Annotated in this window: 19 protein-coding genes; 13 read left to right on the plus strand and 6 right to left on the minus strand. The window is 71.7% G+C overall.

The window, feature by feature from the left end; translation table 11 throughout:
* Genes AB0O93_RS01450 through ccsB form a run of 5 tightly spaced genes read left to right on the plus strand, consistent with a single transcriptional unit; the run spans position 1 to position 4,890 of the window.
* Positions 1–630: a histidine phosphatase family protein gene (locus tag AB0O93_RS01450; RefSeq protein ID WP_363339814.1), complete on the plus strand. Its 630-nt coding sequence runs from the start codon at positions 1–3 to the stop codon at positions 628–630.
* The gene (locus AB0O93_RS01455) at positions 630–1,235 is read left to right on the plus strand and encodes a TlpA disulfide reductase family protein (protein ID WP_053548166.1); all 606 of its coding nucleotides are present in this window, start codon (positions 630–632) and stop codon (positions 1,233–1,235) included. The genes AB0O93_RS01450 and AB0O93_RS01455 overlap by 1 nt, the downstream gene beginning before the upstream one ends.
* On the plus strand, positions 1,232–2,077 hold the full coding sequence (locus tag AB0O93_RS01460) for a cytochrome c biogenesis protein CcdA (RefSeq protein WP_363339816.1): 846 nt from the start codon (positions 1,232–1,234) through the stop codon (positions 2,075–2,077). The genes AB0O93_RS01455 and AB0O93_RS01460 overlap by 4 nt, the downstream gene beginning before the upstream one ends.
* Positions 2,058–3,797 (plus strand): cytochrome c biogenesis protein ResB, encoded by a 1,740-nt coding sequence (locus tag AB0O93_RS01465; protein WP_363339818.1) that lies wholly within the window; start codon positions 2,058–2,060, stop codon positions 3,795–3,797. Before AB0O93_RS01460 ends, AB0O93_RS01465 begins: the two co-directional genes overlap by 20 nt.
* 10 nt (positions 3,798–3,807) lie before the next feature.
* Positions 3,808–4,890 carry a c-type cytochrome biogenesis protein CcsB gene (gene ccsB, locus AB0O93_RS01470; protein WP_363339820.1) on the plus strand — a complete coding sequence of 361 codons (1,083 nt, stop codon included), beginning with the start codon at positions 3,808–3,810 and terminating at the stop codon, positions 4,888–4,890.
* A 9-nt stretch (positions 4,891–4,899) separates the two neighbouring features.
* Here the strand turns inward: ccsB and AB0O93_RS01475 are convergent, their stop codons facing one another.
* The 3 genes from AB0O93_RS01475 to AB0O93_RS01485 form a co-directional block, all read right to left on the minus strand.
* Complete coding sequence (locus AB0O93_RS01475; protein ID WP_363339822.1) at positions 4,900–5,544, minus strand: methyltransferase domain-containing protein; 645 nt, start codon at positions 5,542–5,544, stop codon at positions 4,900–4,902.
* Between the two features lie 77 nt (positions 5,545–5,621).
* Complete coding sequence (locus AB0O93_RS01480) at positions 5,622–7,751, minus strand: YhgE/Pip family protein (protein WP_363339823.1); 2,130 nt, start codon at positions 7,749–7,751, stop codon at positions 5,622–5,624.
* A complete protein-coding gene (locus tag AB0O93_RS01485; RefSeq protein ID WP_363339825.1) occupies positions 7,748–10,507 on the minus strand; it encodes an MMPL family transporter in 2,760 nt (919 codons plus the stop codon). Before AB0O93_RS01485 ends, AB0O93_RS01480 begins: the two co-directional genes overlap by 4 nt.
* 151 nt (positions 10,508–10,658) lie before the next feature.
* On the opposite strand from AB0O93_RS01485, the gene AB0O93_RS01490 reads away from it, so the two are divergent.
* A complete protein-coding gene (locus AB0O93_RS01490) occupies positions 10,659–11,303 on the plus strand; it encodes a helix-turn-helix domain-containing protein (RefSeq protein WP_363339827.1) in 645 nt (214 codons plus the stop codon).
* A 6-nt stretch (positions 11,304–11,309) separates the two neighbouring features.
* On the opposite strand, the gene AB0O93_RS01495 is transcribed toward AB0O93_RS01490, so the two are convergent.
* Complete coding sequence (locus AB0O93_RS01495; protein WP_363339829.1) at positions 11,310–12,299, minus strand: o-succinylbenzoate synthase; 990 nt, start codon at positions 12,297–12,299, stop codon at positions 11,310–11,312.
* A 78-nt stretch (positions 12,300–12,377) separates the two neighbouring features.
* Between AB0O93_RS01495 and AB0O93_RS01500 the strand changes: the two genes are divergently transcribed.
* Genes AB0O93_RS01500 through AB0O93_RS01510 form a run of 3 tightly spaced genes read left to right on the plus strand, consistent with a single transcriptional unit; the run spans position 12,378 to position 14,549 of the window.
* A complete protein-coding gene (locus AB0O93_RS01500) occupies positions 12,378–12,713 on the plus strand; it encodes a helix-turn-helix transcriptional regulator (RefSeq protein WP_363339831.1) in 336 nt (111 codons plus the stop codon).
* A gap of 1 nt (position 12,714) precedes the next feature.
* Complete coding sequence (locus tag AB0O93_RS01505) at positions 12,715–13,689, plus strand: permease prefix domain 1-containing protein (protein ID WP_363339833.1); 975 nt, start codon at positions 12,715–12,717, stop codon at positions 13,687–13,689.
* Positions 13,690–13,748: 59 nt separating this feature from the next.
* On the plus strand, positions 13,749–14,549 hold the full coding sequence (locus AB0O93_RS01510) for an LLM class F420-dependent oxidoreductase (protein WP_363339835.1): 801 nt from the start codon (positions 13,749–13,751) through the stop codon (positions 14,547–14,549).
* A 195-nt stretch (positions 14,550–14,744) separates the two neighbouring features.
* On the opposite strand, the gene AB0O93_RS01515 is transcribed toward AB0O93_RS01510, so the two are convergent.
* Both AB0O93_RS01515 and AB0O93_RS01520 read right to left on the minus strand, forming a co-directional pair.
* Positions 14,745–15,128, minus strand: coding sequence for a hypothetical protein (locus tag AB0O93_RS01515; RefSeq protein ID WP_363339837.1), 384 nt, complete (start codon positions 15,126–15,128; stop codon positions 14,745–14,747).
* Positions 15,129–15,265: 137 nt separating this feature from the next.
* Positions 15,266–15,487: a hypothetical protein gene (locus tag AB0O93_RS01520; RefSeq protein ID WP_363339839.1), complete on the minus strand. Its 222-nt coding sequence runs from the start codon at positions 15,485–15,487 to the stop codon at positions 15,266–15,268.
* Between the two features lie 108 nt (positions 15,488–15,595).
* On the opposite strand from AB0O93_RS01520, the gene AB0O93_RS01525 reads away from it, so the two are divergent.
* From AB0O93_RS01525 to AB0O93_RS01540, 4 genes are all read left to right on the plus strand, one after another.
* The gene (locus AB0O93_RS01525; RefSeq protein ID WP_363339841.1) at positions 15,596–16,009 is read left to right on the plus strand and encodes a glucose-6-phosphate dehydrogenase; all 414 of its coding nucleotides are present in this window, start codon (positions 15,596–15,598) and stop codon (positions 16,007–16,009) included.
* A 36-nt stretch (positions 16,010–16,045) separates the two neighbouring features.
* On the plus strand, positions 16,046–16,753 hold the full coding sequence (locus tag AB0O93_RS01530; RefSeq protein WP_363339843.1) for an SUMF1/EgtB/PvdO family nonheme iron enzyme: 708 nt from the start codon (positions 16,046–16,048) through the stop codon (positions 16,751–16,753).
* Between the two features lie 41 nt (positions 16,754–16,794).
* Positions 16,795–17,703: a 1,4-dihydroxy-2-naphthoyl-CoA synthase gene (locus AB0O93_RS01535; protein WP_363339845.1), complete on the plus strand. Its 909-nt coding sequence runs from the start codon at positions 16,795–16,797 to the stop codon at positions 17,701–17,703.
* A 349-nt stretch (positions 17,704–18,052) separates the two neighbouring features.
* Positions 18,053–19,207 (plus strand): AMP-binding protein, encoded by a 1,155-nt coding sequence (locus tag AB0O93_RS01540; RefSeq protein ID WP_363339847.1) that lies wholly within the window; start codon positions 18,053–18,055, stop codon positions 19,205–19,207.
* The last annotated feature ends 65 nt before the right edge of the window (positions 19,208–19,272 follow it).

Here is a 19,272-nt window from a genome sequence, read left to right on the forward strand (position 1 = left end):
GTGCCCGCCGAACGCCTCCATCTCGTACGCCACGGGGAGGTCTTCAATCCCGGGCGCGTGCTCTACGGTCGCCTTCCCGGATTCGGCCTGAGCGAGGACGGACGCCGCATGGCGGCGGATGCCGCGGCCTGGGTGAAGGAGCTCGACCGCCCCGTGACGACGCTGGTCTGCTCGCCGCTGCAGCGCACCCGCGAGTCGGCGGAGCCGTTCACCGCGACCTTCGGAATCGCGCCGCGCGTCGATGAGCGCGTGATCGAGCCGACCAACGTCTTCGAGGGCCGCCGCATGAAGCGGGCGATGATGAACCCGCTGAACTGGCGGCACCTCAGCCGTCCCGCCCTGCCGTCGTGGGGCGAGCCGTATGCGAAGGTCGTCTCCCGCATGGACGCGGCGATGACGGATGCCTGGAACGACGCCGACGGCGGCGACGTGGTGATCGTCTCCCACCAGCTGCCGATCTGGATCACCCACCTGTGGGTGGAGGGCGAGCCGCTCCGGCACGATCCGCGGCGGCGACGCTGCGCGCTGTCGAGCGTGACGAGTTTCGAAGGCGGTCCCGGACAGTGGACCGAGGTGTCGTACGCCGAGCCCGCGTCCACCGCGGGCGCGGTCGATGTGGGAGCGGTGTGATGACGACGAACCGGTGGCGGCGGGCGGCGGCATCCGTTCTCGCCCTGACGCTCGCGGCGGGACTCGCCGCCTGCACGAGCGATCCCCTGGCCGAGCAGTACCGCGAGGGTGACAACAAGGGCTTCATCGCCGCCGACGGATTCCGCGTCGTCGAGATCCCCGAGGCCGAACGGACCAACCCGATCGAGTTCGAGGCGGTGCTCGACAACGGCGAGACCGCGACGAGCGCCGACTACGCGGGCGACGTGCTCGTCGTGAACTTCTGGTACGCCGCCTGCGCGCCGTGCCGGGTCGAGGCCCCCGAGCTCGCCGAGGTGCACGAGAGCTTCCGCGACGACGGCGTCGACTTCCTCGGCGTGAACCTCTACGACGGCGCCGAGGCGTCCCAGGCCTTCGCCGAGACCTACGGCATCGAGTACCCGAGCGCGCTCACCACCGTCGACGGCTCCATCAAACTCGCGTTCGCGGGCGAGACGCCGCTGAACGCGGTGCCGGTCACCCTCGTCCTCGATCGTGACGGCCGGGTCGCCGCGCGCCTCATCGGACAGATCAGCGACGCGTCGATCCTCGAGACCCTCGTCCGCGACACCCGGGACGAAGCGTGAACATCGCCGCGATCGTCGCCGACGGCACCCTGCTGCTCGCGATTCCGATCGCCGTCCTCGCCGGGCTCGTCTCGTTCCTCTCGCCCTGCGTCCTCCCGCTCGTGCCGGGGTACCTCGGCTTCCTCGGCGGCGCCGTCGCCCCGCGTCCGCGGGCCCGGATCGCCGTCGGCACGGGCTCCGGAGCGACAGATGCCGCGACCCATGCCGCGCCCGGCGCCGAAGCGGCGGGATCGCCCGGCACGGTCACCCCCGAGGCCGACGGCTCGCGCGGGCGGCTGCTGTGGGGCGTGGTGCTCTTCATCGCCGGATTCACGCTGGTCTTCGTCAGCATCGCGATGCTCGGCGGCACGCTCGGGCGCTTCCTCATTGAGTACCAGGACGTCATCACCCGCATCCTCGGCGTCGTCATCATCGCCCTCGGACTCGTCTTCATCGGCGTGTTCGGGATGGCCCAGCGCACACTGCGTCCGCAGGTGCGCGGGGGAGTGGGACTCGCGGGGGCGCCGCTCCTCGGGATCGCGCTCGGCATCGGGTGGACGCCCTGCATCGGGCCGACCCTCGCGGTGATCCTCGGGATGTCGTTCGACTCCGGCTCGGTCGCGCGCGGCGCGGTGCTCGGCCTCGCCTATTCGCTCGGGCTCGGCATCCCGTTCGTGCTGCTGGCCCTCGGCTTCGGCTGGGCGACGCGGTCGGTGTCGTTCCTCCGCCGTCACATCCGCACCGTGAACCTCCTCGGCGGCGGCCTGCTCATCGTCCTCGGCCTGCTCATGGTGACCGGGGTCTGGACCGCGCTCATGGCGCAGCTACAGGGGGTGTTCCTCAGTGTCCCGCTCCCGATCTGACCTCGACGGCGCCGACCTCGACGGCCGTCGCGAGACGCTCGAGGGTCGCCCCTCGGACCACGCCGACAGCGCGGCATCCGACGGTGACGACATCACCCAGCCGCGTCTCGGCGTCGTCGGGTGGCTCCGCTGGGGCTGGCGACAGCTCACGTCGATGCGGACGGCCCTGCTCCTCCTCCTCCTCCTCGCCATCGCCGCGGTCCCGGGTTCGCTGGTGCCGCAGCGCGGGGCCGACCCCAACGGCGTCACGCAGTACTTCGCCGACAACCCGGATCTCGCCCCGATCCTGGACGACCTGAGCCTGTTCGACGTGTACACGTCGCCGTGGTTCTCGGCGATCTACATCCTGCTGTTCATCTCGCTCATCGGTTGCGTCATTCCGCGCACGAAGCATCACTGGAAGGCGCTCCGCTCTCGCCCGCCGCGCACGCCCGCGCGCTTGGAGCGTCTGGCGGCGTTCCGGTCCGAGACCATCGAGGTGCCCGAGGGAACGGATGCCGCGGCCCGCGCCGAGGCGGCCGTCGACAGCGCCACGCGTCAGCTGCGGCGCGCAGGCTACCGCGTCGAACGGAACGACGCACGGGGGAGTGTGTCGGTCTCGGCCGAGCGTGGCTACCTGCGCGAAACCGGCAACCTCGTCTTCCACGGCGCGCTCGTCGGCGTCTTGATCGCTGTCGGCCTCGGCGGGGGCTTCACCTATACCGGGCAGACGGTCATCATCGAGGGCCGCTCGTTCGTCAACACACTCCTCGACTACACCTCGTTCAACCCCGGCCGGTTCGTCGACGAGGAGGCGCTCGCCCCTTACGCGCTCACGCTCGACCGTTTCGACGTCACCTATCAGCCGCTCGGCGAGCCGGGCGCGGGTCAGGCTGGCGACTTCGTCGCGAACCTCACCACCGAGCGTCCGGGGGAGGCCACCCAGCCCGCGGAAGTGCGCGTCAACGAGCCGCTCGACATCGACGGCGACCGGATCTACCTGATGGGCAACGGTTACGCGCCGACCATCACGATCCGCAACGGCGAGGGCGACGTCGTCTTCTCCGAGCCGGTGCCGTTCCTGCCGCAGGACAGCTTCATGACCTCGCTCGGGGTCATCAAGGTGCCCGACGGGATGCCGGAGCAGCTCGGCATGGTCGGCTTCTTCTATCCGACCCAGGTGCAGCTGGCTTCGGGCGCGTTCACCTCCAGCTACCCCGCACTGATCAACCCCGTCGTGACGCTCGAGGTCTACGAGGGTGATCTCGGGATCGACGACGGCACCCCCCGCTCGGTGTACACCCTCGACCCGTCGGACATGACCCCGATCGCCGGTCGCGACGCCGGGGCGGAGGCGCCGACCCTCGAGCTCGCGCCGGGGCAGACCGCCGAGCTCCCGGGCGGCCGGGGATCGGTCACCTTCGAATCCGAGGCGCCCGAGGACGCGGTGGGGTACGAGGAGTCCGTCAAGCGGTACGTGTCGCTCTCGATCCACCGGGATGCCGCGGCGACGTGGGTGCTGATCTTCGCGATGCTCGCCACCGGCGGGCTGCTCGCCGCCCTGTTCGTCCCGCGCCGGCGCATGTGGGTGAAGGCGACCATCGACGGCGACCGCGTCACCGTGCAGTACGCCGGCCTCGCCCGCGGCGAGGACCCCGGTCTGAACCAGGCCGTGGACCAGTTCGCCGACACCCACGGGCAGTCCCTCTCCGCCGGAGAGGGTGCTCCGACCCGCACGTAGACTGGGAACCATGCCCGACGCCCTCGCTCTCGACTCGATCTCGGTGCTCCTCGTGTGGACGGCGATCGCCGTCTACGCCCTGGCCTTCATCGCGTACGCGATCGACCTCGCGCGCCGCTCGGCCGTCGCGATCGAGATGCAGGACGCGCGCGTCCGCGAGAGCGAACGCGCGCGTGAGCTCGTCGGCGCCGGTGTGGCGTCCGCGTCGGCGGGTGCGGCATCCGGTGGGGAGACCCTCGCGCAGGTGCGGGAGAGCCAGCAGGCGGCCGAGAAGGCGCTGAACGCTCCCGTCTCGGCGCGGACCAAGCAGCTGTGGGCGCGTCTCGGGACCGTGCTCACCGTCATCGGGTTCCTCTTCCACCTCGCCGCCACCATCGGGCGCGGCGTCGCCGCCGAGCGCGTGCCGTGGTCGAACATGTACGAGTTCGCCCTCACCGGTACCCTCCTCATCGTTGCGGTGTACCTCACGGTGCTCTTCCGTTTCGACCTGCGCTTCCTCGGTTCCCTCATCACCGGGATGACGGTGCTGCTCCTCGGCGGCGCGACGCTGTCGTTCTACGTCGAGGTCGTCCCGCTCGCCGATCCGCTGAAGAGCGTGTGGCTCGTCATCCACGTCTTCGTCGCCACCCTCGCGACCGCGCTGTTCGCCCTCGCCTTCGGCCTGTCGGTGCTGCAGCTCATGCAGGGTCGGCGCGAGCGTCGCGCGATCGCCGCGGTCGGTGCCGTGGGCTCGGACGGAGCCGTGTCGACCGGGCCGCGCTTCCTTCGGACGCTCCCGAGCGCGGACGCGCTGGAGTCCCTCGCCTACCGGTTCGCGATCGTCGGGTTCATCTTCTGGACCTTCACGCTCATCGCCGGGTCCATCTGGGCCAACGACGCGTGGGGCCGCTACTGGGGCTTCGACACGAAGGAAGTCTGGACCTTCGTCATCTGGGTCCTTTACGCCGGCTACATCCACGCCCGTGCGACCCGCGGTTGGCGCGGCTCGCGGTCGGCGTGGCTGTCGATCATCGGCTTCACCGCCGTGCTGTTCAACTTCACGATCGTGAACATGTTCTTCAAGGGCCTGCACGCCTACTCCGGCCTCAGCTGAGTTCTGGCGTCAGCTGGTCCGCTTGCGCGACAGCAGGATCGCCTGGCGGTGCGTCTCGGTCGCCCATGGGGCGCGGATGAGGCTCGTCTCCCGCTGGAAGCCGACACTGTCCAGCACGGATTCGACGTCCGACGGCCCGTGAAGGTGCGCGGTCAGGGACACCTCGCGACCGTAGGCCCGACGAACGGTTCGTTCGCCTGACCCCACCTGGAACGCGACGAGGATGACGGCGCCCGGGATCGACACCCGCGCGAGCTCACGGAAGATCTCATCCAAACCGTCGGTCGGCGTGTGGATCACGGAGTACCACGCGACCACCGCGTCGAAACGGGCATCCTCGAACGGGAGGGCGGCCAGATCGGCGCGCACAAGCTCGACGTCGGAGGTCGCCCGCGAGGCCTCTGCCAGCATCCCGTCCGAGAGATCGACGCCGACGAGGCGGAGCGTCGGGCGCTGCTCGCGCAGGTGTGCGAGGAGACGGCCCGTGCCGCAGCCGGCGTCGAGGAGCGACGCTCCCTCCGGGAGGTCACGCGTGACCTCAGCGATCATCGCGCGATCGAGCGGAGCCTCGTAGGACAGATCGGGCAGAGCCGATGCGTAGGCGACCGCGAGGGAGTCGTAGGCGGTGCGGGTCGCATCGCGGTGTTCGTCCATGAGCGGAGCCTACGGGTGAAGGAGAGAGGGCCCCGAGCGTGACGCCCGGGGCCCTCTTCTCGTTCAGCGCGTGCGGGCTACGCCTCGGCGAGGACCGCGCGGGCGGATGTGGTGCGCTTGCGGACCACGGCGAGGGTGCTGGCGGTGAAGGCGAGGACCGCCCAGATCACCAGACCCGCGATCCCGGCACCGAGGCCCTCGGCGGGGGTGAGGGCCGACAGCATCGCGGCGTAAGCGGGAGCCGTCGGGAGGAGGCTCGCGACATCCGCCAGCACTCCCGGGATCGTCGAGACGATGCCGGTGGCGACGGCGAGGACGCCCACGAGCGCGGCGACCCAGCGACCGGCGCCCCCGAAGACGGCGACGAGGGCCTGGTTGACCGCGGCGAAGGCGATGCCGGCGACGACGCACACGCCCGCGAACACCGCCCACTCGCCCCACGTGTACGAGGCGGCGGTCTGGACGACCGTGGCGACCAGGAAGCCCTGCACCGCGCCGATCCCGGCGGCCGGGAGGAACTGGCGTCCGGCGAGGAGCGCCGAGGGTGCGCGAGAGGTCAGCGCGCGACGCGACACCGCCTGAAGGGCGATGAACGTGCCGACACCGCCGAACCACAGGGCGAGCGTCGCCAGGAGAGGCACCGCGGCGGCACCGAACAGCGACGTGCCGGTGCCCTCCGCGCTGACCGGGTCGGCGACCACGGAGGCCAGATCGGTCGCCTCGCTGTCGGTGTAGCTGGGCAGGGCATCGGCTGCCTCGGCGAGACCCGATGCCAGGGTGTCGGTTCCGTCGGCGAGCTGGCCGACGCCGTCGCCGAGGTCACCCGCTCCGGTGGCTGCCGTGCGCGCACCCGCGGCCCACGTCTGCGCGCCGTAGGCCCACTCGTTCGCGCCGGATGCGAAGGTGTCCGCTCCCGAGGCGAGCGCACCGGCGCCGGACGAGAGCTCCTGGGCGCCGCCCGAGAGCTGCTGGAGTCCGCCCGCGGCGTCGTTCGCGCCGGCGGCGAGGTCGTTGATGCCGCCGGTGATGGCCCCGTATCCGCCGGCGATCTGCTGCAGGCTCGCCCCGACCTGGGGGAGGGCCGCGATGCCCTCGACACCGGCGGCGATCTGGTCGGACTGCCCGAGGATCGCGATCGCTTCGGGGAGGGCTTCCTGCGCGCGGAGGGACGCCTGGTCCAGCGCCGCGCAGATCTCCGGCGCGGTTCCGGATGCCGCGCAGTCGGCCGCGGCCTGCTCCAGCTCCGCGACACTCGCCTCGAGCGTCTGCTGGATGGCGGCGCTGTTGGCCGCGAGCTGGTTCGCCGCGTCCACGACCTCCGACGGCAGCTGCGGAGACGCGGCGATCCCGTCGGCAATCTGCGTCAGCCCGTTGTTCAGCGGGACCATCCCGGCGGCGAGATCGCTCGCGCCGGTCGAGAGCTCCTGCAGGCCGGATGCCGAGAGCGCGGCGCCGTTCGCGAGCTGTCCGGCGCCGTCGGCGAGGCCGCCCGCGCCGGTCGCGATCTCGGAGGCCCCGCCACCGATCTGGTTCGCCGCCCCGGCCAGCTGGCCGGCGCCGCTCGCGAGCTCGGCGATGCCGTCGGCGAGGGAGATCGCGCCGTCGGCGGCGTCGCCCGCACCGTCGGCGAGCTCTCCGGCGCCGTCGGCGGCATCGCCCAGCTGGTCGCCGAGCGTCGTGAAGCCGAGGAAGACGTTCTCGAGGTAGATCTCCGACAGCTGCTGGCCGGTCGCCGCCGCGGCGGCCTGGGCGACCTGGGCGGTGATCGCGTCGTCGACGAGACGGCTGTCCGGCGGCGTCTGCACCTCGATCACCGCGCGCTGCGGCGTCTCGCCCGGCTGGGTCGACGTGGCGGCGGCGGAGAAGTTCTCGGGGATCGTGATGACCGCGGCATACTCGCCGTCGACGAGCCCGGACGCGGCGTCCTCGTCGTTCGTGATGACCCAGGTGAGGTTGCTGTCGAGCTCATCCGAGCCCTCGACAAGTCCCGACGTCAGCTGGCGACCGAGCGGGACGAGCTGGTCGTCGATCGTGACCGGTTCGTCGTCGTTGACGACCGCGGCGGTGATGGCGTCGAGCCGCTCGGTGGGGTTGTAGAGCGCGGCGACGAGGATGCCGCCGATCACGACCGGCAGCAGCATGACGCCGATGACGGTCAGCCAGGTGACGGGCCTGCGGGAGCGGGCGCGTTCGAGGGGCAGGGTCATGCGAGGACTCCGTTCAGATCGCGCGGTGCCGTGCGGGCGGTGGAACCGGCGGACGAGAGGTCGAGGATCGTGGCTCCGCGGCGACCGGCGTCGTTCAGGAGCGCCGTGGCGAAGCGGGTGTCGCGCGCCGAGATCACGAAGGAGATGCCGGCGGCGTCGCGCAGCAGCGCGGCGACCCGGTCGAGGTGCGGGCCCGGGGGCAGGGAATCGAGGCCGTCGATGACGACCACGGAGGTGCGTCCCCGCATGGCGCGGGCGATCTCGCCCACCGGATCCTCCGCGTCGCGGAGGAGGGCGACGCCGACGTGGGCGCGGACCCATGCCGCCCGCTCGGGGAGCAGGTGGCCGGCCACCCGGAGGCGTCCGTCCGTCGGGGCGAGACGTCCGGCGACGGTGAGGAGCAACGCCCGAGCGGTGATCGGGGCCTCCGCGGTCACGACGAGGTCCTCGCCGGGCTCGAGGCGGAAGCTCGCGCCGGTGTAGACGGGGCGACCGTCATCCGCGACGCCGAGACCGTCGGCGACCACCGTGGCGGTGGTGTTTCGCTCCGGCCAGTCGGTGAGCGAGAGCTCGCGCTCGACGGCCTCGCCCTCGATGTCGAAGTGCGGGAGGATCCGGTCGAGCCAGCGCGGCATCCACCACGCCTTGTCGCCGAGCAGGGTCATGAGCGCCGGGATCAGCGTCATCCGCACCACGAACGCATCGAGCGCGATGCCGGCGGCGAGTCCCAGAGCGATCGGCTTGATCGACGAGTCGCCCTCCGGGACGAACGCGGCGAAGACGGCGAACATGATCAGCGCCGCGGCGGTCACCACGCGCGCGGAGGCGGTGAAGCCGGAGCGCACCGCGCCGATCGCGGTCTCGCGGGGAGCGCGGCCGCGGCGCGCGCGGAGGGCGTGGACGTAGTCCTCCCGCATCCGGGAGACGAGGAAGACCTGGTAGTCCATGGCGAGCCCGAAGAGCACACCCATGAGGATGATCGGCATGAAGCTGATGACCGGGCCCACGCGGCCGACGTGGAGGAGATCGGCGAACCAGCCCCACTCGAAGACCGCCGCGACGATGCCGAACGCGGCGACGACCGACAGCAGGTAGCCGAGGGCGGCCGTCAGCGGCACCGCGATGGAGCGGAACACGATCATCAGCAGAATGAACGACAGCCCGACCACGAAGATCCCGAAGGGGAGGAGCGCGGCGCCGAGGCGGTCGGAGATGTCGATCGCGACGGCGGTGAAGCCGGTGACGACGAGATCGACGCCGTATTCGTCGGCGAGCTCGGGGGCCAGGTCGCGGAGGGCGCGGACCAGGTCGGCGGTCGCCGGGTCGTCGGGTGCGGTCGTGGGGACGATCTGGATGATGCCCGTGTCGGCGGTCGCGTTCGGGGTGGCGAGGGCGACCTCCTTCACGCCGGGCACCTTCTCGACCTCGGCGGCGAGATCCTCCATCAGCCCGAGCGGGTCGGTGGAGGTGACGATCGTGCCCGTCATGATGAGCGGTCCGTTGAAGCCGGGGCCGAACTCCTCGGCGGCGAGATCGTAGCTCTCGCGGACGGCGGTGCCCTCCGGCTGCACGCCGCCGTTCGGGAGGGCGAGGGCGAGGCTCGTCGACGGGATGGCGAGGATGCCGAGACCCAGGACCACCGCGATCGTCGTGACGAGCGGATGCCGGGTGACGGTCATCACCCACCGGTTCGTCTTGTGCACGCGACGCGTGCGGCGCGGCGTCCGTCGCTTCCACCCGACGACCCGCCCGCGGACGAAACCGAGGAGGGCGGGGGTGAGGGTGATGGCGACCGCGACGGCGATGGCGACGGCGACGGATGCCGCGATGCCCATCGTCGTGAGGAAGGGGATGTTGGCGAACGACAGGCCGATGAGGGCGATGAGCACCGTGACGCCGGCGAAGACGACCGCGGATCCGGCGGTGCCCGTGGCGCGCGCGACGGACTCCTCCGGGTCCATGCCGGCGCGCACCTGGTCCTGGTGCCGGGCGACGATGAACAGGGCGTAGTCGATGCCCACCGCGAGACCCAGCATGAGGGCGAGGAGCGGGGTGGTCGACGACACGGTCGCGACGAGGGTCGCCAGGAGGATCAGGGCCATCGAGATGCCGACGCCGATGATCGCGGTCGCAAGCGGCAGGCCCGCGACGAGGAACGAGCGGAAGGTCACCATCAGCACGAGGAGGGCGATGATGACGCCGACGACCTCGGTGATGGTGAGTCCGGGCACGGAGGTGGCGAAGAGGTCGCCGCCGAGGGCGACCTGCGAGCCGTCGGGGAGCGCGGCGGCGAGGTCGTCGGAGATCTGCTCGAGGGCCCGGGTCGATTCCACGGAGACCTCGGTGGCCTGGCCCTCGAACTGGAGGCGGATGATCGCTGCGGTCTCGTCCTCGTTCACGAGTCCGGTGACGAGCTCGTCGAACGGGTCGGTGACACCCAGCACGCCATCGAGGTCGCCGAGGTCTGCCACGGCATCCTCGATCGCGCCGCGGTAGGGCTCGTTCACGATCGAGTCACCCTCGGCCGCGACCACCACGATCTGCGCGCTCGTGCCGCTCACCTCCGGGAAGGTGCGGTTCAGCTGCTCGAGGCCCGCCTCGGCCTCCGTTCCCGGGATCGAGAAGGAGTTGTCGGTGCCCTGGTTGAACAGCACGGCGCCCCCGCCGCTCAGGACCAGGATCAGCAGCCAGCTCGCCAGGACGCGCCAGGGGTGACGATAGGACCAGCGCCCGAGGGCATACAGAACGGTGGACACAGCGCCTCCGGCTCAGGGTTCAGGTTTCGGGTTCGGGGGTGAAAGCTCGGGATGTCGATACAGCGCTGTATCGGATACATGAGTGTATCGTAGGGCGCTGCACCCCGGGCCAACCTGAGTGCGTCGTGTGAGGATCGAGACCGGAGGAACCATGACGGATGTCGCCACCACGTCGCCCCGCCGTGAGGCGACCAGGCAGAAGCTCCGCGATGCCGCCGCGCAGACGTTCGCCGAGGTGGGCCTGGACGCGGCATCCGTCGAGGCGATCTGCGAACGCGCGGGGTTCACGCGAGGTGCCTTCTACTCGAACTACGAGACGAAGGAAGAGCTCTTCCTCGATCTCGCCGGCGAAGTGGCGCGCGAACGCGTGGGCGTGGTGCGGGAGCGCGTGGCCGAGCTGCAGCGCGAGGGCGTGCTCGCAGAGGCTTCCGGGCGGGCCCTCGAGGTGGTCGGGCGGATCGTCGACACCTCGAATGAGGACCGCGCCGGTGTGCTGCTCATGAGCGAGATCCGCATCCACGCGCTGCGCTCGCCGGAACTCGCCGCGGCCTACCTCGCGCAGGAGGATGAGATGGTCGCCGGCGTCGCGCAGATCATCGCCGAGATCGCCGACGGCGATGCGCTCCGCTTCCGTCTGGAACCGGAGCATGCCGCACGGATGCTGATCACGGCGTGGGAGAGCGCATCGGTGCGTGCGGTGATGGCCGGAGCCGACCAGGACGAGCTCTGCCGTCGCTCCAACGAGGAGGTCGCGCGCGTGGCGCAGCTGCTCCTCGAAGCTGGGCCGACGGTCTGACGCGGCTCAGACCTGCGCGAGGACGGCGTGGGTCCGAGTGAGGCGCGCCCGCCACCACGCGGTGCGCTCCGGCGAAGCCGCGTGGCGCGCGAGCAGCGCGGGATCGGCGGCCACGCGGGCCGCGGGGATCACGCCGCCGCTCGGACGGAGAGGCGCAATCGCGACATCCGCGGTGAGGAGTGAGGCGGTGCCGAGTCCGCAGTCGAAGTCGAGGTCCGGGAGGGCGGCGGCCAGCGCCGCGCCCATCGACAGCCCGACGGAGGTGTCGAGTGCGCTCGAGACGACGGCGGGAAGGCCCGCCTCCTCGATCACCGCGAGTGCGCGGCGGATGCCGCCGAGCGGCTGGGCCTTCACCACGAGGATGTCGGCGGCGCCCGCCCGTGCGACCGCGATCGGATCCTCGGCCTTGCGGACGCTCTCGTCGGCGGCGATCGGGATGTCCATGTAGCGGATGCGGCGCCGCAGCTCCGCGAGCTCGTCCACGCTCGCGCACGGCTGTTCGACGTACTCCAGGTCGAACTCGGCGAGCGCATGCACGGCGTGCTCGGCCTCGTCGACGTTCCAGCCGGCGTTCGCGTCCACGCGGATCCGGCCCTCCGGCCCGAGGGCCTCGCGGACGGCCCGCACCCGCGCGACGTCGTCGCCCAGGCGCTGACCGGCCTCGGCGACCTTGACCTTGGCGGTGCGGCATCCGTCGAAGCGGGCGAGGACCTCCGCGACCCGCTCGGCGCGGACGGCGGGGACGGTGGCGTTCACGGGGATGTCGGTGCGGAGGGCCCGGGGCGCCGGCATCCAGCCGAAGTCGATCGCGCCGGCGAGCCAGTTCGCCGCCTCGGCGTCGTCGTACTCGACGAACGGGGAGAACTCCGTCCAACCCTCGGGACCTTCGAGGAGCACGGCCTCGCGCACCTCTATTCCGCGGAAGCGCGTCGCGAGGGGCAGGGCCACGACGTGGGCGGAGGCGAGGAGGTCGGCGAGGGGGGGAATGGCCGTCACGTCGTCATCCTGACACAGGGCGGGCGAACATCGATGCGCTATAGACAATAGTGTGTATTGCACGGTAACGTGTGAAACGTGAATGACACCGAGGCGCTCGAGACGCACGTGCAGGAACTGCGTCGGGGCACGGTCGTGCTCGCATGCCTCCGCCTCCTGCGCGCCGACGGGTACGGGTACGGCCTGCTCGAAGACCTGCAGACCCGAGGGTTCGACACCGATGCGAACACCCTTTATCCGCTCCTGCGCCGGCTGGAGAAGCAGGGGCACCTGACGAGCGTCTGGAACACCGACGAGGCGCGACCGCGGAAGTTCTACCGCACCACCGTGAGCGGAGAGCGGCTGGCCGCCGCACTCACGAGAGATTTCGCGGCGATCGCATCGTCGATCGCGGCCCTACCCGAGGAGGACTGAGATGACCGAGGTCACTCTCACCGACAGGTACATCGACGCCACCGTCCGGAGCGTGCCCGAGCGGCAGCGGGATGATCTCTCCGCAGAGTTGCGGAGTTCGATCGCCGACCAGATCGAGGCGCGCGTCGAGGGCGGGGTCGATCCGGCGGAGGCGGAGCGCGCCGTCCTCACCGCCCTCGGCGACCCCGACCGCCTCGCCGCGGAGTACGCCGATCGCCCCGCGTTCCTCATCGGGCCGCGGTACTTCTTCTCGTGGTGGCGGCTGCTCAAGCTCCTGCTCGCGATCGTGCTGCCGTGCGCCGCCCTCGGTGTCGCGCTTGCGCAGACCCTGAGCGGGGCGGCTTTCGGCGAGATCGTCGGTTCCGTCGTGGTGACGCTGCTCCAGGTCACCGTGCACCTCGGATTCTGGACGGTGCTGGTCTTCGCGCTGTTCGAGCGTACGGTCCCGCGACCCGCCGACGCGGGATTCGGAGAGTGGACCCTCGACCGGCTGCCCGAGCCGCATCAGCGCGGGGCGGGCTTCGGCGACATGGTGGGACAGCTGGTCTTCCTCGCCCTCGGAGTCGGGCTCGTGCTGTGGGACCTCGCAATCGGATTCGTGCCGTCCGAGCGGGGGCTCTCCTTCCTCGACCCCGGTCTCTGGCCCACGTGGTTCATCGGACTCGTGGTCCTCGCCGTCGCGGAGGCCGCACTCACGATGGTCGTGTACCTCGCCGGTCGCTGGACCGCGGCTCTCGCCGTGGTGAACCTCGTCCTGAACGCGGCGTTCGTCGCCGTGGCGGGGTGGCTCCTCGCCGAGGGGCGCCTGTTGAATGCCGCGTTCTTCCCCGCGGTCATCGGGGACAGGGGCGGCGACGTCGCCGGCATCCTCTCGGTGATCTTCGGGTTCGGGATCGTCGTGGTCGCGGGATGGGACACCGTCGATGCCTTCCTCAAAGCGCGTCGCGGACGCGGCGGGGCGATGCTCGCGCGGTGACCCGCCGAGATCGCCCCGCGCGCGGGTCCAGCCCGCGGTCCGCGTTCTAGGCTTGCGGCATGCCTCAGCTCGACACCCCCGTGCGCCTCGGCGTGCAGCTTCAGCCCCAGCACGTCACCTACCCGCAGCTGCGCGATGCCGTGGCACGCCTGGAGGAGATGGGGGTCGACATCCTGTTCAACTGGGATCACTTCTTCCCGCTGTTCGGCGAACCCGACGGTGCGCACTTCGAGTCGTGGACGATGCTCGCCGCGTGGGCGGAGCAGACCGAGCGGGTCGAGTTCGGGGCGCTCGTGAACTGCAACTCGTACCGGAACCCCGACCTGCAGGCCGACATGGCCCGGACGATCGACCACATCTCCGCGCACGGGACCGGTACGGGACGCTTCATCTTCGGAACGGGCTCGGGCTGGTTCGCGCGCGACTACGAGGAGTACGGATACGAGTTCGGTACCGCCGGCTCGCGCCTCGACGACCTCGCCGAGGGCCTCGCGCGGATCGAGAAGCGCTGGGCCGCGCTGAACCCCACCCCGACGCGGGAGATCCCCGTGATGATCGGCGGCAAGGGGGAGCAGAAGACCCTCCGGCTCGTCGCCCGCCACGCCGACATCTGGCACAGCTTCGTCGCGCCCGACGAGGTCGCGCACAAGCTCGACGTCATCGCCCGGTGGTCCGAGAAGGAGGGGCGCGACACCTCGGGCCTCATCGTCTCGAACGAACTGCGCGACCGGAGCGAGGCCGACGCCGACGCTCTGTACGCCGCGGGGACCCGGTTGTTCACGCTCGGTTTCTCGGGTCCGGAGTGGGACTACGACGTCGTGCGCTCGTGGCTCCGCTGGCGCGACGCGAAGAACGCCTGACCCGGCCGGGGGCCCGTGCCGGGGCCGCGCGCAGCGTGAAAAACGCGGGAGATATCGCCCAGAACGGGCCCCGCGAGCCCCGACACGCCGCAAATCTCCCCAGCGTTTGACGAGGCGTCCGGCATCCCCCCGGTTCACTTGTCGCGTCCTGCGGGGCGGACGCCGCGGCACCCGCAACACGCGACACATGAACGGTCAGGTCAGGTGGGCGAAGGCCGGGGCGGGGATCCAGGCGGAGGAGAACAGGGCGCCGCCCGCGGTCGCCGAGGTGAGCACCAGCCCGACGCCGGCCATGACGCGGGCCGCTCGGGGGCGCGATCGCGCCACGACCGGCGGCAGCGCGACCGAGACGATCGCGCAGAGGGCGACCACCGCGGTTCCCTCCTGCGCGGCGGACACGCGGTCGCTCAAGCAGTGCCTCGGGCCGGGCATGCTCAACGCGCAGGCCTCGGGGCCGATCGGCACCACCACCAGCCACAGGATGCCGAGCCCGACCGCGGCGATCACGATGACCGCGGCGACCATCGCGTGCAGCCGGCGGTCCGTCGAGGCCGCGACCGAAGTCCTCGGTGAGGTCATGCCGCCCACCCTAGCCATGCGGTCTCCCGCGTTCCCTTGTGAAAAACGCGGGAGAAATCGCCCCGAAACGCCGCGGGGAGGGCCGACACACCGCAGATCTCACCAGGGTTTCACGGCCGATCCAGCAAAGCGCCGGTTCAGGGGCGTATCTCGTGGCGACGGGGGAGCAAGTGCGGCGGCACCGGGCCGGCGAGCATGCAGTCGAACGTCACCGCGCCGTCCGTCGTCGTCCCGGTCGGGACGATCCGCGAGAACCGCAGATCCCAGCGCACGTGCGCGATCGGATCCTGCGTCGCCGTCCAGACGGCATCCATGTCCGCGGAGATGACCGTCTCCACGGAGATCTGCCGCGCACCCACCCGTCGACCGTAGCGAGTCCGGGACGGTGCCCCGGTACCCGCGCGGGCGGATCGTCGCTTACCGTGGAAGGTGCGCTCGCCCCCGGGAGCGCAGAGCGGAAGGCACTCATGAAGATCGTCGCATCGGCCGATTGGCGGGACGGACTCGAGTACGACATCCCGGTTCTTGTCTCCGACGTCATCCCCGGCGAGCCGACCAAATGCTTCGCGTGCGGTACCGACTCGCCGCTGCGCGAGCGGGATGAGCTGTGGGCGGTCAAGCACCGGCATCCGAAGAACCACGACGGGTTCGTGCGCTTCTACTGCATCCGGCACGTTCCGCCGCTGCCGGTGAAGGCTCCCGCGCCCGCAGCCGCCGCCCCCGTCCGCGCGCGCCGTGCTCCGGCCGCGCCGCGCGCCGAGCGCACCGTCGCCCCGCGCCGCACGCAGGACTTCGACCGCGTGCGCGCGATGTGCCCGAACTGCTTCGTCGAGGTCTCGGCGGCCGGCGAGTGCGGCATGTGCGGCTGGTCGGCGGCGTGAGCCGACGCCGGCGCACCCTGACGCGAGGCTGACCGCGTGAGCGACGTCGAGCTCGCGCGCATCCCCGCCGGAACGATCGACCTCGCCGCCGCCCGCGGGCGACCCCGGCGTCGCGTCGCCCTCGACGCCTTCGAGCTGGGCGTGTATCCCGTCACCGAGGAGCAGCTCGCGGAGGTCATCGGCGAGTCCGCGGCGCACCCGCGCCGCCCCGCCGTCGGGGTGAGCTGGCTGCGTGCGATCCGTTTCTGCAACGCCCTGTCCGAGTGGGAAGGGCTCGACGCGGCCTACACGTTCGACGGTGAAGACGTGACGTGGCATGTCGACTCCGACGGCTACCGGCTCCCCACCGAGGCCGAGTGGGAGTACGCCTGCCGCGCCGGATCCACCGGCGCCCACTACGGACCGCTTCGCGAAATCGCGTGGACGGCGGCCGACGGGGTCAGCGCACCGCAAGAGGTCGGGGCGCGGCATCCGAACCTCTTCGGTCTCTTCGACACGCTCGGGAACGTCTGGGAGTGGTGCTGGGATCTCTTCGACCCGGCGCAGCATCGCGCGGTGCGGGTGCTCCGCGGCGGGTCGTTCGCCGATGACGCCGGCAGCGCGCGTGCGGCGACCCGACGCGGCGACGCTCCGCGCGAGGGATACCCCGACGTCGGCTTCCGCGTCGCCCGAGGCGGGTTCGACGCGGTCGACGCGGCGCAGGGCTGGTCGGTCCGAGAAGACCGCGACCGCGCGCTGGAGTGACCGCCCGGCCGCGCGCATCGGTGCGCGCGTAGTCTGGGCGGGTGAGCGTATCGGACCTGTTCGACGAGAGTTCCTGGATGCCGGCCCCCGGCGCCCCCGACGGCGGATACACCGACATCACGTCGCACGTGTCGCTCGACGGCCGCATCGCGCGCATCGCATTCGACCGTCCCGAGGTGCGGAACGCCTTCCGCCCGCACACCGTCGACGAGCTGTTCCGCGCCCTCGACATCGCACGTCAGGATCCGAAGATCGGGGTCGTCCTCCTCACCGGAAACGGTCCGAGCCCGAAGGACGGCGGCTGGGCGTTCTGCTCGGGCGGCGATCAGCGCATCCGCGGCCGCGACGGCTACACCTACGCCGCCGATGACGCGGTGGCACCGGATGCCGCGCGCGCCGGCCGCCTCCACATCCTCGAGGTGCAGCGGCTCATCCGGTTCATGCCGAAGGTCGTCATCGCCGTCATCCCGGGCTGGGCCGCCGGGGGAGGGCACTCGCTGCATGTCGTGTGCGACATGTCGATCGCGAGCGCCGAGCACGGACGCTTCAAGCAGACGGATGCCGACGTCGGCTCGTTCGACGCCGGATACGGGTCCGCGTACTTCGCACGCCAGATCGGGCAGAAGTTCGCCCGCGAGGTCTTCTTCCTCGCCGAGGAGTACTCCGCTGAGCGCGCGTACGAGATGGGCGCGGTGAACCGTGTGGTTCCGCACGCCGATCTCGAGCGGGAGGCGATCGCGATGGCGCGGACGATCCTGACGAAGTCGCCGACGGCGATCCGCATGCTGAAGTTCGCCTTCAACGCCGTCGACGACGGGATGGTCGGCCAGCAGGTGTTCGCCGGCGAGGCGACGCGGCTGGCCTACGGCACCGACGAGGCCGTCGAGGGGCGCGACTCCTTCCTCGAAAAACGCGACCCGGACTGGTCGCCGTACCCCTGGCACTACTGATGCGGGGCGGGTGGCGGCCGGAGGCGGCGGGCCGAACTCCTCCGATCCGGGGGCGTGAGGGCGGCGCGCGCGGCGTGTCGCTCGGTTTCCGGGCGGGGTTGAGGAGTTCGGTACCGGCGGGCGGGGCGACCGCGCCCACGCGCCCGGCGACGACGTCGCCCCCGGCGGGTCTGATGCGGGGCGGGTGGCGGCCGGAGGCGGCGGGCCGAACTCCTCCGATCCGGGGGCGTGAGGGAGGCACGCGCGGCGTGTCGCCCGGTTTCGGGGCGGGGTTGAGGAGTTCGGCACGGGCGGGCGGGGCGACCGCGCCCGCGCCCACGCGCCCGGTGAACCGCGGGGCGGGCCGGCCGTGAGGCTCGAGGCGGCGGTGGGGGACGACCCGCGCGACATCCTCCGTGCGCTGAAGGCCGCGATCCACGGCCCGGGACCGGCCCTCGGGGTCGGGCTCGTCGGCGACCCGCCGGACGACGTTCCGGCCGGGACAGCGGTGGTCGTCACCACGTCCGGCTCCACGGGCGTCCCGAAGAGCGTCGTCCTCGGACGGGACGCCCTCATCAGCTCCGCCCTCGCGACCGCCGACCGCATCGGCGAGGGCGCGTGGCTCCTCGCGCTCCCGGCCACCTACGTCGCCGGTATCCAGGTGCTCGTGCGCTCGATCGTCGCCGGGCGGGAACCCGCCGTGATCTCGGGTTCGTTCTCGCCGCAGGCCTTCGCCGCGGCAGCGCTCATGATGGCGTCGTCCGAGGGCGGGGCGCGCACCCCGACCTTCACATCGCTGGTTCCGGCTCAGCTGCAGCGCCTCCTCGACGCGGCCGTCGACGATCACGCCGTCGCCGCCGCTCTCGGGTCGTTCGAGCGCATCCTCATCGGCGGGCAGGCGCTCCCGGCCGCGCTTCGCGAACGCGCCGAGGAGGCCGGGGTCCGCATCGTCCGCACCTACGGATCGACCGAGACCAGCGGCGGATGCGTGTACGACGGACGTCCCCTGCGGGGCGTGGCGATGCGCATCCGCGACGGCGAGGTGCAGCTCAGCGGGCCGGTGCTCGCGTCCGGCTACCTCGGTGAGCCCGATCGCACACGCGCGGTCTTCGCCACCGACCCGGACGGCACCCGGTGGTACCGCACCGGGGACGCCGGGCTCATCGAGGACGACATCCTGCGCGTGCAGGGCCGCATCGACAACGTCATCGTCTCCGGCGGGGTCAACATCTCGCTGGACCGCGTCGAGCAGGCCGTCCGCGCCGTGACAGGACTGCAGGATGCCGTCGTGGTGGGTGTCCCGGATGACCGCTGGGGCGAAGCATCGGTCATCGTGGTGCCGCGCGGGGAGGCGCTGCGGCGGAGCGAGGCGGATCAGCTCGCCCGCGCCCGCGACATGGTCGCCAGCGAGGTCGGCCGGCATGCGCGTCCGGCGCGCCTGGTGCTGGTGGACGAGATCGCCGAGCTCCCGTCGGGGAAGCCCGACCGCGAGGCGATCCGCCGCGCCGTACTCGCCCTCCACTGAGCCCGCGCCGGAGCCGCAGCGCCCGCCCACACCCGCCCGCATCCGCGTGCCCCACCGGTGCCCCG

It is taken from the genome of Microbacterium sp. NPDC077184 (assembly GCF_040687055.1).
Lineage (GTDB): Bacteria > Actinomycetota > Actinomycetes > Actinomycetales > Microbacteriaceae > Microbacterium.

Coding starts and splice junctions, on each gene's coding strand:
- AB0O93_RS01480 (WP_363339823.1), bottom strand. CDS start 7,751: ATGACCCTGCCCCTCGAACGCGCCCGCTCCCGCAGGCCCGTCACCTGG.
- ccsB (WP_363339820.1), top strand. CDS start 3,808: ATGCCCGACGCCCTCGCTCTCGACTCGATCTCGGTGCTCCTCGTGTGG.
- AB0O93_RS01490 (WP_363339827.1), top strand. CDS start 10,659: ATGACGGATGTCGCCACCACGTCGCCCCGCCGTGAGGCGACCAGGCAG.
- AB0O93_RS01515 (WP_363339837.1), bottom strand. CDS start 15,128: ATGACCTCACCGAGGACTTCGGTCGCGGCCTCGACGGACCGCCGGCTG.
- AB0O93_RS01525 (WP_363339841.1), top strand. CDS start 15,596: ATGAAGATCGTCGCATCGGCCGATTGGCGGGACGGACTCGAGTACGAC.
- AB0O93_RS01455 (WP_053548166.1), top strand. CDS start 630: ATGACGACGAACCGGTGGCGGCGGGCGGCGGCATCCGTTCTCGCCCTG.
- AB0O93_RS01475 (WP_363339822.1), bottom strand. CDS start 5,544: ATGGACGAACACCGCGATGCGACCCGCACCGCCTACGACTCCCTCGCG.
- AB0O93_RS01510 (WP_363339835.1), top strand. CDS start 13,749: ATGCCTCAGCTCGACACCCCCGTGCGCCTCGGCGTGCAGCTTCAGCCC.
- AB0O93_RS01505 (WP_363339833.1), top strand. CDS start 12,715: ATGACCGAGGTCACTCTCACCGACAGGTACATCGACGCCACCGTCCGG.